This is a genomic window from Mucilaginibacter ginkgonis (assembly GCF_009754905.2).
Classification (GTDB): Bacteria; Bacteroidota; Bacteroidia; order Sphingobacteriales; family Sphingobacteriaceae; genus Mucilaginibacter; species Mucilaginibacter ginkgonis.
The window spans coordinates 1,846,231-1,860,064 of record NZ_CP066775.1; the positions used below are offsets into that span (position 1 = coordinate 1,846,231).

8 protein-coding genes are annotated in these 13,834 nt (G+C 43.2%); 3 read left to right on the plus strand and 5 right to left on the minus strand.

Annotation, left to right across the window (positions count from 1 at the left end; genetic code table 11):
• Window positions 1-275: 275 nt before the first annotated feature.
• The gene (locus tag GO620_RS08520; RefSeq protein ID WP_157524223.1) at window positions 276-1,691 is read left to right on the plus strand and encodes an inorganic phosphate transporter; all 1,416 of its coding nucleotides are present in this window, start codon (window positions 276-278) and stop codon (window positions 1,689-1,691) included.
• A gap of 15 nt (window positions 1,692-1,706) precedes the next feature.
• Window positions 1,707-2,528, plus strand: coding sequence for a universal stress protein (locus tag GO620_RS08525; protein ID WP_157524225.1), 822 nt, complete (start codon window positions 1,707-1,709; stop codon window positions 2,526-2,528).
• Window positions 2,529-2,627: 99 nt separating this feature from the next.
• On the opposite strand, the gene GO620_RS08530 is transcribed toward GO620_RS08525, so the two are convergent.
• Both GO620_RS08530 and GO620_RS08535 read right to left on the minus strand, forming a co-directional pair.
• Window positions 2,628-3,107: a nucleoside deaminase gene (locus GO620_RS08530; protein ID WP_157524227.1), complete on the minus strand. Its 480-nt coding sequence runs from the start codon at window positions 3,105-3,107 to the stop codon at window positions 2,628-2,630.
• Window positions 3,108-3,168: 61 nt separating this feature from the next.
• The gene (locus GO620_RS08535; protein WP_157524229.1) at window positions 3,169-3,768 is read right to left on the minus strand and encodes an OmpH family outer membrane protein; all 600 of its coding nucleotides are present in this window, start codon (window positions 3,766-3,768) and stop codon (window positions 3,169-3,171) included.
• Between the two features lie 151 nt (window positions 3,769-3,919).
• Here GO620_RS08535 and gyrB point away from each other — a divergent pair, with 151 nt between their 5' ends.
• Complete coding sequence (gene gyrB, locus GO620_RS08540) at window positions 3,920-5,878, plus strand: DNA topoisomerase (ATP-hydrolyzing) subunit B (RefSeq protein ID WP_157524231.1); 1,959 nt, start codon at window positions 3,920-3,922, stop codon at window positions 5,876-5,878.
• Between the two features lie 82 nt (window positions 5,879-5,960).
• On the opposite strand, the gene GO620_RS08545 is transcribed toward gyrB, so the two are convergent.
• Genes GO620_RS08545 through GO620_RS08555 form a run of 3 tightly spaced genes read right to left on the minus strand, consistent with a single transcriptional unit; the run spans window position 5,961 to window position 13,818 of the window.
• Window positions 5,961-6,380: an SRPBCC family protein gene (locus GO620_RS08545; RefSeq protein ID WP_157524233.1), complete on the minus strand. Its 420-nt coding sequence runs from the start codon at window positions 6,378-6,380 to the stop codon at window positions 5,961-5,963.
• Between the two features lie 39 nt (window positions 6,381-6,419).
• Window positions 6,420-8,684: a translocation and assembly module lipoprotein TamL gene (tamL, locus tag GO620_RS08550; RefSeq protein ID WP_198173529.1), complete on the minus strand. Its 2,265-nt coding sequence runs from the start codon at window positions 8,682-8,684 to the stop codon at window positions 6,420-6,422.
• A gap of 1 nt (window position 8,685) precedes the next feature.
• Window positions 8,686-13,818, minus strand: coding sequence for a translocation/assembly module TamB domain-containing protein (locus tag GO620_RS08555; RefSeq protein ID WP_157524237.1), 5,133 nt, complete (start codon window positions 13,816-13,818; stop codon window positions 8,686-8,688).
• Window positions 13,819-13,834: the final 16 nt, after the last annotated feature.

Below are 13,834 nucleotides of genomic sequence, written 5' to 3' on the forward strand. Positions count from 1 at the left end.
ATTAATCGTTGTTGAAACGAATATCAATAATATTTTTACTCTTTTCAATCTTTTTGCGAAGGTTAAAAGTTATTTCTTTTGTCGCAACGAACATTATCTGCCTACGTTTATTAGCACACAAAACTTCACTATAACAAACTGGAATTTAACAGGTTAACTTTTATCTATTTTTAAATTAACAATTTGTTAATCAGCAATCTCAAATAAATGCGGTATCATTATACGTTCTTTGTCACGCAATTCAACCAGAGATAAATGCCCTGTAAAACCATCGCATGATTCCTATTCTTTCCGTTCACACGCTGCCATTCATTGGCGAAGTAGACCTTGCTACACCCATTTTCATCGTATTTATACTTTGCATAATAGCAACAGTTGGCTTTGAACTGGTAAATGGCTTCCATGATACCGCTAATGCTGTGGCCACAGTGATCTATACAAACGCCTTAAAACCTGTATATGCTATTCCGTGGTCTGGTATGTGGAACTTTTTGGGCGTAGCGTTGGGCGGCGTAGCCGTAGCTATGGGTATCTTAAACCTGGTACCGTTGGACCATTTAATGGTTTTACCGGTAGAAGTCGGCGCGTATATGGTGTTATCTGTGCTGCTGTCATCAATCGCATGGAATATTGGTACGTGGTACTTAGGTATCCCCTGCTCAAGCTCGCATACCATGATAGGTTCTATGATCGGCGCAGGGCTTGCCTTCAAAGCATACTATGGCGGGGCAGGCGTTAACTGGCATAAAGCAGAAGAGATTGGCCTATCACTTATACTCTCCCCTATTGTGGGTTTTGGTTTATCTATCTTTTTGTTGTTCTTCCTGAAAAAGGCTTTTAGTAAAACGCGATTGTTCGATATCCCTAAAAATGATCATGACAAACCCCCGATCTTGATACGCTTATTGCTAATCACCACTTGTATGCTGGTTAGCTTTTTTCATGGCAGTAATGACGGTCAGAAAGGTGTAGGTCTTTTTATGCTGATATTGATCGCATTTTTGCCCGGACATTATGCTGTTAACCATTCAATTTCGAATCAAAAGATTTCCCAAAACATTTACAATACCCGCCAGGTGATCAGTAGGATAAAGCCTGGCGATGCAGTAATGAAGGTCCGCATTACAGAGCTTGACAAAGCATTGGTGACAACCGATAGTTTAGCAAAAAATCCCGCAGCTAAAAAGAATTACACCTTCCGCAAGCAGGTAGAAAAAATAGTGGCCGGTGTAAATGCCATCCTAAAAGATAAAAACATAAAACTGAGCGATAACGACCATAAGACTTTAGAAGCCGAGTTAAAGCAAACAGACAAGCTTACACAGTTCGCTCCCGTTTGGGTTATCGCTATTATATCTACTGCTCTGGGCATTGGTACAATGATCGGCTGGAAACGTATTGTTGTTACTATTGGCGAAAAGATTGGTAATGAGCATTTAAGTTATGCGCAAGGTGGTACTGCCGAGATAGTGGCTGCATCAACCATTGGTTTAAGCACAGGGCTTGGCCTTCCGGTAAGTACCACACATGTATTATCAAGTGGTATCGCTGGAGCTATGGTGGCTTCGGGCGGAACAAAAAACTTGAATAGCCGTACGCTCAGAAGCATCGCGTTAGCTTGGGTATTAACCTTGCCTGTGGCTATAGCGCTCGCATTTTTATTCTTTGCACTTTTCCACCTGTTTATATAATCGCTATATTGTAAGATGAAAAAGTTATTGCTGGCAACAGATTTTTCGGCAAGCGCCTCTAATGCAATGAAGTATGCCTTATCAATGGCAAAAACGTTGAAACTGGAGGTTTGCGTTATGCATGCCATCAGCACTACAGAGGGGGTAAACAACAGCACTTATGCTGCGATATTTATAGACGAATACCACAAAAATAAACGCGAAGCTTTAAAAGAATGGGCTGCCAAACACGCCGATAAGCCCAAGTTCAAAAACGTTAAGGTGACCACGCTTTGCGAAGTCGGTTCGCTTAAAAAAGTGATCAGCGATTATGTTAAACACCACATTGTTGAACTTGTAGTTTTAGGCGTTACCGGTTCCACTGGAATCACGGGTATTGTGGGCAGTAACGCGAGTATGGTGGTCTCTAAAATTAAAGTGCCAACGCTTATAGTTCCTTCTGAAAGCCAGTTTTCCAAAACCCCTGTTATTACTTTAGCGACAGATTTCGAAACACGCCTTTCTGCCGGCGACGTCAATGCCCTTAACGAAATGGTAAAAGCGTTTGAGTCTGATAAGATCCAGGTGGTTAACGTAACCGAAGAAGTGCCCGTTACTAAGAGAAATGCCGGCGAAAAAAGGTTGAAGGGGTTATTTAAACATGCCAAGCTCGATTTCAATTACATTAACAGTTCAAACACCCTTAACGGTATTATGGACTTCATAGAAACCAATAAAACCGACATCATTTGCCTGGTAAGGCACCACCATAACATTCTTTACAGGTTGTTTACACGCAGCACCATTAACCAGGTGATGAACAAGTCTGTTAAAGCTATTCTGGTGTTGCATGAATAAAACTTCACTCCTGCCCTCTCCAAAGAGCGGGAGTTTAAGGATTTCTACCACTGCAATGTTTTAAAATCCTCTCCTTTAGAGGGGATTTAGGGGAGGCTACTAATAGTGCGTTTTCTCTTCGTTAACTTCCCAAAGCTTAAAGGCCTTTAAGGCTTGGTCGCGCATAAGTTGTATAACCGGCAGTTTACGCTTGTCCATTGGCTTATCCAGTTCTTCGTATATAAAGGCATCATCAAAACCGATATCTGCCGCATCCTTTTTTGTATTGGCGTAGTATATCTTATCTAGACGGGCCCAATAAATAGCACCTAAACACATAGGGCAAGGTTCGCAGCTGGTATAGATCACGCAGCCTTCCAAATTAAATGTATTTAGATTCTTACAAGCTAACCGTATAGTAGACACTTCGGCATGAGCCGTTGGGTCATTTGTAGGGACAACTGTATTGGCACTGGCGGCAACAACTTGCCCGTCCTTTACAATTACAGCGCCGAAAGGGCCGCCCAATTCTTCATTAACATTTTTGGCAGAAAGGTCGATCGCCATCTGCATAAATTTTTCGTGTTCACTGTTTTCCATCGTCACAAAATTAAAAAGCCCCGCACCAATTGGCCGGGGCTTACTATAATTAATTAATAAATTATTTTTTGTCTTTTGCGTAAGCGTCATTTAAGCCCTTAACCACTTCTTTAGTGATGTCAAGGCCGGGTGCACCGTATAACATGGTGGCATTGCCTTTTTGGTAGGTTAACACCATTTTATAGCCTTTTTCTTCGGCATATTTTTTAACGAAGTCAGAGATGCGCTCATACAGCTTTAGCTGTTCTGCAGCCTGATCGTTCTGAACTTGAGCACCAGCATTTTGCTGGTATTGCTGTAACTCCTGGTTTTTGCTCTGTAAATGTTTTTCTGTATTCTGGCGAACATCAGCAGCCATAGTTTGCGCATTTTTCTGATATTCTGCTACTTCGCGCTGGAATGCCTGACCGCGTGACTGGAGGTCGGCTTGTGCAGCTTTACCTTTAGACTCTAAACGGCTGGTCATGTCTTTAAAATAAGTGTATTGGTTCAACAGGGTATCCTGATTGATGTAAACGATCTCGCCTTTTGCGGCATCAGTACCTGTTGCAACTGTAACTGTTGCTTTCTCTGTAGGTTTGGTTTTGTTGCAAGCTGCAACCGTAACGGCAAGTAAAACACCCAATGAAAGTTTTACCACACCCGACGCTTGATTTTTCATTTATCTCTCTTAAAAATTTTCAGGCACAAAGATAAAATTTCAATCTAATTATCCTAAAAATTAGTGGCTTATCCACATTGGCCATTTTCTCCACACCCGCGGCAATGCGCCTAAAATTTCGTATTTTTGTTAGTTGTTTTATAAATAAAAAATGAGCGAAGAAAATCAAGACAGATCTAATTATTCGGCAGATAATATACAGGTATTAGAAGGTTTAGAAGCGGTGCGTAAGCGCCCTTCCATGTACATTGGTGATACCGGACCTAAGGGGTTGCACCACCTGGTTTATGAGGTGGTAGACAACTCTATCGATGAAGCTATGGCCGGATACTGCGATACCATTAATGTAACTATCCATCCGGGTAATGCTATTTCTGTAAAAGATAATGGCCGCGGTATCCCAACCGCGATGCACTCAAAAGAAAAAAAGTCGGCGCTTGAAGTGGTAATGACCATTTTGCACGCAGGTGGTAAATTTGATAAAGATACTTATAAGGTTTCTGGTGGATTGCATGGTGTTGGCGTAAGCTGCGTAAACGCGCTGTCTATCCACATGAAAACCAACGTTTTCCGCGAAGGCAAAATATTTCAGCAAGAGTATGAGCGTGGCAAACCCATGTATGATGTTAAGGTGGTTGGCGAAAGTGAACTTACCGGCACAACGCAATGGTTTCAGCCCGATGGTGAGATATTTACCACCACTCTTGAGTACAAATATGATACACTGGCTACACGTTTGCGCGAATTAGCGTTCTTAAATAAAGGCATTAAGCTTACATTGACGGATGAGCGCGAGGCTATGGAAGACGGCACTTATCGAAGTGAAGAGTTCTTCTCTGAAGGTGGTTTAAAAGAATTTGTAAAGTTTTTAGACGGCACCCGCACCCCTATCATTCCGGAGCCAATATATGTTGAAGGCAACAAACAAGGTATACCGGTTGAACTGGCACTCCAGTACAATGATACCTACTCTGAAAATGTACACTCTTACGTAAACAACATCAACACCATTGAGGGTGGCACGCACGTGGCCGGTTTTCGTATGGGCTTAACGCGTACACTCAAGAGCTACGCCGATAAGTCGGGTCTGCTTAAAAATTTGAAAGTTGACATTACGGGTGACGATTTTCGTGAAGGATTAACTGCAGTGATTTCTGTTAAAGTTGCTGAGCCTCAGTTTGAAGGCCAGACCAAAACCAAATTAGGTAACAGCGAGGTGAGCGGGGCGGTTAACGTAGCCGTAGGTGAGATATTAGCTATTTACCTGGAAGAAAATCCACGTGAGGCGAAAATGATCGTCAATAAGGTAATTTTGGCGGCGACTGCACGCGCGGCAGCGCGTAAAGCACGTGAAATGGTGCAGCGCAAGAGCGTAATGAGCGGTTCGGGTTTGCCGGGTAAATTAGCAGACTGTGCTAACAGCGACCCTGCATTGTGCGAGATATTCCTTGTAGAAGGTGACTCTGCCGGTGGCACAGCTAAACAAGGCCGTAATCGTGAATACCAGGCTATTTTACCATTAAGAGGTAAGATCCTTAATGTGGAGAAAGCTATGGAGCACAAGATCTACGAGAACGAGGAGATCAAAAACATGTTTACCGGCTTGGGTGTAAGCATTGGTACTGCCGACGATAATAAAGCGCTAAACCTTACCAAGCTTCGTTATCACAAAATTGTGATCATGACGGATGCCGACGTGGATGGTTCGCATATTACTACTTTGATTTTAACGTTCTTCTTCCGCTATATGAAAGAACTGGTTGAGTTTGGGTATGTGTACATTGCTACTCCACCGCTTTACCAGGTTAAGAAAGGTAAAGACAGCGAGTATTGCTGGACCGATGAGCAGCGCGACGCAGCCATACAACGCCTTAAAGGGGCCGGCCGCGAAGACAGCGTGCATGTGCAACGTTATAAAGGCTTGGGCGAAATGAACGCCGAGCAGCTTTGGGAAACGACAATGGACCCTGCCCGCCGCACATTACGCCAGGTAAGTATTGAGAATGCAGCAGAGTGTGACCATACCTTTTCTATGCTGATGGGCGATGAAGTTGCCCCCCGCCGTGATTTCATCGAACAAAACGCCAAGTATGCTCGTATTGACGTTTAAATAAATAAAACCCGAAAATTAAAATAATAAAAGCCATTCTTAACGGAATGGCTTTTTTGTTATTGTGTAATGAATACGAAGCTTAATTAGCTTCTACGTATTTCTTAAAATTATTAAGTATGGCTTGCCAGCCACCTTGTTGCATGTCCACCGGATTTTGATCTTCTGCATCAAAGGTTTCAGTCAGTTTAGTATTGTCGCCTTCGCTTGCAAACGTAATCTGAACAGTACGGCCGTCATCAAGGCTATAAGCGATAAACTCGTGCTCTTTGATCTCGGTGTATGTGCCACCAAAATCGAAACTGAAACTGCCGTCCTTTGCAGCCATAGTAGATTTGAATTTTCCACCCACCTGCAAGTCATTTTCTGAATGAGGTGTATGCCAATCCTCTGAAGCGAAACTCCATTTTACAATATGCTCTGGTTCGCTGAAATATTTCCAGGCTTTATCCACCGGAGCATTTACAGTTACTTCGACAGTGATTTTTTGTGCGTTTTCCATAGTTTTAGTTATAGCCTAAGTTACAGACTTAGGTCAAAATTAGAACGGATATCCTATTGCAATGTTAAAGATCGCATCATGGAAACTTGGGCTTACAGCTCGTTGGCCAACAGGCAGCCATGGTTTGATCAACGGGAAACCAAGGTCAGTTCGAAGAACTAAAACCGTGACGTCAAACCTTAAACCTACACCGGCGTCAACTGCCATCTGGCTTAGAAAGTTGGCGGTAAACTTATCGCCCGGTTGATGGCTGTTCAAATTCCAGATATTACCCGCGTCAACAAACAGCGCGCCGTAAACAATACTAAAAAGTTTAGGTCGATATTCTACGTTGGCTTCTAACTTAATGTCCCCCGACTGATCCGGCAGGAAACCGTTTGGCCCTGCTGCGGCGGCGGCATCAACCGTACCAGGCCCCACAGACCTTGCTCTAAACCCTCTTAAACTGTTAGCGCCGCCTATAAAGAATTGCTGACTGTAAGGAATAATTGTAGAGTTGCCATAAGGGATGCCAAAACCGGCGAATACCCTTGTGGCAATGGTAGCATTCGGTCCAGTTTTGTGGAAATAGCGAATCTCGTTATCAAATTTGATGTATTGGCTAAATGGTGTGCCGAAAAGCGTTTTTACTTTTCCCTTAAGGGTATCCGCGCCGGTTACAAGTCCTAAGATATTGTTAGACAGGCTAACGCCGCCGCGATAAAAGATACTGTTTTTTCGGCTGGTCTCGGTGGTGTTGTCATAAGTGTAGTGATAGCTAGGTCCCCAGGTAAATTGCGGATCTATAACATGCCTGAAACTTGGATCGTTAGAAACCCGGCTTATACTATCATAAACAGGCGTTACATTTTGCGGATTTACATAGGTAATACCCAGAACAGTCAAATCATGGGTGCGGTGCAAGTTTTCTTTCCACTGGTAACCGAACGACGCGTTGTATGAATTTAAATTATATAGCGATTTACGGTTTACAATGGCGTAACCGAACGTCAAATTAGTATGCGGGATAAAGGCATTATCATTTTTAAAATCCTTAAAAGGCGTTATAAACCGAGGCCATGATAATGTAGCCTGCCCGCCAACCTGTGATAATGGATAACCACCGTTTTGGCCACCTATCTGGCCATCTGTACTACCAAAAAGTGTCACGGTCAACAGTTCTGCGCCTCCAAAAAGGTTGCGATTCTTGTAGCTAAGGTTTACCTGTGTACCGTTATAGTTAGCAGATGTAGTACGGAACAATGTCTCGAATTGCAGCGACTTTTTAGGGTATTTGGTCAACTGGTAAAACACATTGAGTTTTGGAGAATCTGCGGTAGATACATCCTCGAACCTGTTCTTTACAAACTTGAACGGGCCTAATTCTATAAACCTATTAAGTGATTTGGTATGTGCGGTACGGTTGTAAACTTCGTTTGGATGAAGCAACACCGTATTTTTGAAAGCCCATGGCGACATCGTATGCTTTGGATCTATGATATAAAACCAGCGGTACGCTTCAGCCGAATCTAATTTCAGTGAAGTGTCGCGCAGGTTATACTCCGGATAAACGTATATCTTATTTATGGTATAAATGTTACGTGCTTTGTCTGGAGTTGCATCTTTAACTTTTACAAAAATGTCTACCTGGTGGTTTGCAATTGTGCTATCAATCTGCATGATCAAATCCTCGGGCGCGAAGTAGTAAAAACCTTCTTCTTTTAAGCGTGCATCAATACGTACACGCTCATTTTTGATCACGTCAAGGTTGTAATTGTCACCAACCTTCAACAAACTGTATTTGGCAGTGCCTGCAACAGCAGTGTCTAAATGGCTTGTCCCGGCAGGAAATACCACTTTGCGGATCTTATAGCCCGGACCGGTGTTTGCCGTGTAAACTGCTTTTGCGGTTCGGCCTTTGCTGATAGTGTCGCCTGTAACAGAAGCTTGGAAGTAGCTTACATTCTGCAACCTGTTGGTCAATATCTGGCTGTTGGCATTCAGATCTACAGAACTCACCAGCACAGGTGGCTCTCCCTGTTTATGAAGCCAGGCCTTTAAACCTTTTTTCTTTTTGGTTTGCGTAATATTCCATAAATATAACTTTGGCCTTAAGCCCAGAAAACTGCCATTGGGTTTTGGCCTTAGCAAGCCTTCGAGATCGCCTTTGAGTATGGTGGTCTCGTTCTTTGTGATGTCGTTGTTTTTGATATCAACTTGACCACCGGTATACAACTTCTCTCCTTTAGGCAGATACTTAGTGTTACTGCAGGCGTAAAACGTGAGTACGATAGCAAGAAACAGGTATGATAGATATTTAATCATGCTATTTATTTGTGGTGGTTTTGGTTGAATCTGCTTGCTGCTCATCTATTTTCTTATCAGCAGCTTTGTCTTTGGCATCTTGCACCTTCTGCTTTTCTTTTTGTTCCTTATTGTACTTCTTCTGCATGGCGCGTTCCTCTGCATTAGACTTGCGGAAGATCTCTTTAAACCTATTATAATCGACCGTGAGCAGGAAGCCTACACCGGTTTCAATTACCTGGCCTTGCAGCACAATGTATTGGTCGCGTCGGTAAGCACGTAATGTGTAACGGCCGTCCTTGCTAAGTTTGTAATTAAGCGATACGTTACCAGCGATATTGCTTGTTTTTTGCCCGGGTTGATTTGCGCCTTCCAGGTTGAAGTTGTTGCCAACAGTAACCGTCAAGCGATCATTCAGAAACTGCTTGGATAATCCCACATTGAGATCCGTTCGGTTCTGCGCCGTACCAGACGAATAGTCTTCACCGGATGTTAAGTCAAAATTAAGGTTAACCCCGGCTATCAGGTCGCCGGCCAGCTTATTTAACTGATCTGACAATAAGCTGCTTACACTGTTACGTACCGCACCGCCTATACCTGCGCTTCCGCCCTGGCTTTGCAGCGGATTATCGCCAATAAAGTGTCCAAGCACCAGCACGCCCAGTACCTGCTTATTCATCTCGTTAGGGTCTTGCCTAACTTGTGCCAGGCGCGTATCTACAGTCTGAATAACCGTTGGCGATACGGTATAGTTGCTATCAGGCAACACTATATCGAAACTGATATCAGGTTTTAAAAGTTGATTTTTAAGATTAAGGTTTACGTTGAATGGTAGCTTCTGCTTGTAAACTGTTTTCTCTGCCTCGGTCCCGCTTACCTGGTCAGCGACCAGGTCTATTGGCGGCACATTAGCAATATAGATGGCCGTCAGGTCTACAATGGCACTTGTTGGGTCGCCTGTCCAAGTGATAGTACTGCCATTCTTGAAATTAAACTTGCGTGTAACCGTAGCATACGATAAGGTATAAGAGCCTTCGTTAACAACATAGGTACCCGTAAGATTTGTTTTACCGCTTGGATCTATACCGCCTTGCAGATGTGCCTCACCCTTAATATGTACAACGTCGCCGTTGCGGGGGTCTATAACGATGTTGAAGTTGGCGTTTTTACTGATGTTGACCACCATATTGACATCCAAACCAGTCACATTTGATTTTCGCAGTGAGTCCAGCTGTTTAGCCATCAGGATGGAGTCGAGCTTGGGCGCGCTCTTATCTATGAATTCTACTACCCCTTTCCGGTCTTCTATACTAGGGTCGTCACTCGGTAAGGTGATGGTCAGGTCTGTTTTGTCATTAACCGTTAGCGTACCATCAACAATCGGTTTCACCATATCACCCCTTATCTTGATATGGGTGTCGATGTATAGCTTACCATAATACAACTTGTTATCAGCAGCAGTAGAATTTATAGCCCTGAAATTATTAGCGTCGATATTTACGCCAAATTTGAAACTTGAATAATCCGTGGTATACACAGCACCGGAAACAACCGCTTTATTCCCGGTCGAATCGACCATGGTAAAATCATTGAAGTGGACGCCATCGCTCTGGAACGTTATACTTTCATTAGGCATCCTGAAGTACGAGTTTAGCATTGATACATTAAACCCAACCGTATTGAACTTAATATCACCCCGTACGGACGGCGCCGTTGTTGTCCCTGTAATTTTTAGTGCACCCGTAATATTACCGCTTGCATTTTTGATAGCGCCAAAGCTGAAACCTTCGACGCTCTTCATACTTAGATTGATGATATTGAGGTTAAGGTCGAAACGACTATCCGGTGTTGTATAATAAACGCCGTTCAAATTAACCTGGTTACCTTTACCGGTGATATCCACGTTCGCGGCGTAAGCATTAGCAGTTTGATTATTCACCTTAATGGCAACGTTGCCAACCGTGTCGCCCCGGAAACTAAAATCAGAAATATTAAGGGCAGCAGTGAACAAAGGCGACTTATCAAAGTTGCTAATAACCGCATTACCGTTGATAACACCACCAGCAAGCAGAGTATCCTGCTGCGCCATCTTGGTAAGTGTTTCTATGCGGAAATTGGTGAACGTAGCTGTAATTGGCGAGTTAGGTTGCTGCGAATTACTGTTCACGCTAAATATCTGGTTGCTGTTAGATATCGTAAAGTCATGCGCCAGGATGCCTTTGCCTCCAAATTGTATATAGTTGGCCGGATTGACCGCCCACTGTGCATAATCAAGCAGCAACCCGTTTTGCAAGAAGCTAAACTGGTAACCGCCCTGCATGGCACTGAATACGCCGGCTACCCTGAAACGTTCTTTGCGGCTTGCATCTCTAACCTGCAGGCTCACGTTCAGCTTATTATTTTGAGCATTACCGGTTATTGACGGGTAAAGTACATTAAGCGATGTCCCTACTTTTATTCCATCAAAGGTCAAGGCATAGTTTAGCGAATTATTAGCGGTATTAATGTTAAGCTTACCGTTGCTGATGGTATTTGTTCCATAAACCACTTTCGGGATAGAACCGTTGACCAACAGATAACCGGTGGTGCTATTGAACCTGCCGTTGATGATGATAGGGTCTAGTTGAGTAAGCGTAGGTGCAAACTGAGTAACCAACGAAGTTTTCACGAAATGGATATCGAACACAAAATTTTCAGGTGAATATTTTGGTTTTGTTTTGCCGCTGGCCAGGCTTATGTTATAATATTTGTCTATCTCGTCTTGTAATGCTGTTCCTATCTCAGTCAATTTATATTTGCCTGCAAGGTGGGCGCTTAACATTGGTGTTTTTAAACGCAGCGTACTGCTGTCTGCCGTAGCGGTAGACACCAGGCTTACTGTATCCAGCGCTATGCGTTGGCCTTTATTAAACAAAATCATTTCTGTTAACAAAAGCCTTCCGTTCAGATAATCGGGGTCTGCCGTAGTAAAGTTGGCGGCCAACTTTCCGTGAAAGCGCATGTCATCTTTTACAAAATGCAGCCTTTGCAGGTTTATGCTGTCAACCATCAATGTGGTGTTGATAGAGGGGTGTTTTTTATTTAAGTCGGCTTTCGCCACAAGGTTAAAGTTGATGTTAGGATCGTTCATCCTGGCGGTAATATCATACCGGCCGTTAGCAGCGCTGCCTTTAGCAACCAGGTTTTTATACAGATACCCTTTAACGTAAGCGCTGTTAACATTTGCATCAAATTGTAAATTCAAATGCTTCGGGTCAGCACCGGCGCCTTTTACATTGGCAGACGCGGTTATATTTCCAACCATTTGTGGCTGCCTGGTTAAAGCACCAACGTTTAAGTTGCCAGCCTTTACATGTGCATTGTAGGCAACGCGCTTCATATCTGTAGCGTTTCTTACAGTTGCGTTAACGTCTACTGCACCATAGCTGCTGCGCAAGGTCATCCTGGTGGTGAGATCCTTCATGCTGCCTTTAAGCGTTCCTTTAAGATTTAACCTTTCGGGGATGCTTACGCTTGCCGGAATCATCTTTCGATCCACTAGTTTGTAAATATCGCTACGGCTGGTATTCAACTCCTTTAGGTCTACATCAAAATATGCCTTCTTTACATCAGGCAAACCACGTAACGTAGCAGACGCGGCGATTCGGGTATCTGACAATCCTCTTATTTCCAGGTTTTGTATTTTCAGGTTATTCACCTGCCCTACCACATGACCATCTATCCTGAATTGTGAGTTAGGATAACTTTTAAACGGCTCCATCGAAGCCATCGTCGGCATTGCCAATAAGATGTCCCTGAGTCCGATGTGGCTGCCATCAAGGTTGGCATTAATGCTTAATTTGCTGATGTCTTTGCTGATGGCAGCAATTGAGGGATAACCAATCTGCACCTCTTTCTGTATAACCGTGTTCGGCGTTTCTACAAGAAGGTCTTTTAGGTAAGCGTTCTTTGGGCCGTAGAAAAAGTTTGTATGAAACTTGTTGATAGCAAACCCACTCTTATCTCTAAAGTTAAAGTCGGCTATTTTACCAGAAGTACTGTCGGCGGTGTATTTTAAATCGTCGACCTCTGTATTTAAATTTTTTATATCCATGTGGGCATAATCCAGCCCTCTGTTTAATGGCCGTTGCGCCTCATTGTCAAACTTAATATTGTCATTGCTAAGCACCAGTTTGCCCAAAGCGACTTTCCACGGTTTGGTTGATGCTGGCGGTCGCAGCAGGGTGTCAACTTTTTTTGCAGCCTTTACTACAGCTTTCGCCACAGTTTGCGGCTTAGCCAGTTTAACAGAGGCGCTTGTGCTGCTTAACTCAATGTTTTTAATGTCTACGTTTTGTTTGATAAGATCCAGGCTGTTAAATGCCACAAGGAATTTACCCAGGTTAACTTTAGCAGCCATCTCATTGGTACTATAGTTCACCTTTACCCTCTCAACATTGATCGTTTCCAGGTCAAGGGTCATGTTAAGCGGTGTAGTCGCTGTATCGACGGCGGCAGTTTGTGCAATTGCCGAGCCTGAAGGTGTTTGCACGATGGTGGCATTAACGTCGGATAAGTTAATTTTCGGGATGCCGAATTTCATTTTATCCAGATCGAATTGCTTAATTCGGGTATCAAAATGTCCTAAATAAAACCGCACTTTGTTGCCGTTAGTCTGATCGGCATAAGCAAGGTTTATTTTGTCGAGGATGATCTTATCTAGAGAAATTTTTAAAGTCGATTTACTGGTGTCAACTTTTTTTGGCCCCGAGTTGAACGCCTTTATAATATAGTCGAAGTTAAAAACGCTGTCTTTGTTCTTGTCAACCTTTGCGGTTATACCTTCAAGATTGATCTCATTTACTTCAACCTGGCTCTTAAGCAATTTCAGCATGCTGATATCTACCTTTAGCTTATCACCGGAAAATAGGGTATCCTTCTTTTGGTCTTCCAGGTAAACACCTTCAAGCACGATCATTTTAGGAAACCCCAAAGTGATGTGCCCTATCGAAACTTTTGTATGAATTTTATTTTGTAAAAAACCAACGGCCTTGTCTTTCGCGAAGTTTTGAACGGCGGGAACTTGTATCAAAATAAAGACAAGCAGCACCAGAAATATGACACTTGCAATAATCCAAAGAATAGTTTTTAGGGCAATACGTCCAAATTTTTCCAAGCTGACAGGTTTTTGG

What these genes read in the sequence shown, in the direction of transcription:
- GO620_RS08520 (WP_157524223.1), top strand. Translation starts at nt 276, where the DNA reads ATGATTCCTATTCTTTCCGTTCACACGCTGCCATTCATTGGCGAAGTA.
- GO620_RS08525 (WP_157524225.1), top strand. Translation starts at nt 1,707, where the DNA reads ATGAAAAAGTTATTGCTGGCAACAGATTTTTCGGCAAGCGCCTCTAAT.
- GO620_RS08530 (WP_157524227.1), bottom strand. Translation starts at nt 3,107, where the DNA reads ATGGAAAACAGTGAACACGAAAAATTTATGCAGATGGCGATCGACCTT.
- GO620_RS08535 (WP_157524229.1), bottom strand. Translation starts at nt 3,768, where the DNA reads ATGAAAAATCAAGCGTCGGGTGTGGTAAAACTTTCATTGGGTGTTTTA.
- gyrB (WP_157524231.1), top strand. Translation starts at nt 3,920, where the DNA reads ATGAGCGAAGAAAATCAAGACAGATCTAATTATTCGGCAGATAATATA.
- GO620_RS08545 (WP_157524233.1), bottom strand. Translation starts at nt 6,380, where the DNA reads ATGGAAAACGCACAAAAAATCACTGTCGAAGTAACTGTAAATGCTCCG.
- tamL (WP_198173529.1), bottom strand. Translation starts at nt 8,684, where the DNA reads ATGATTAAATATCTATCATACCTGTTTCTTGCTATCGTACTCACGTTT.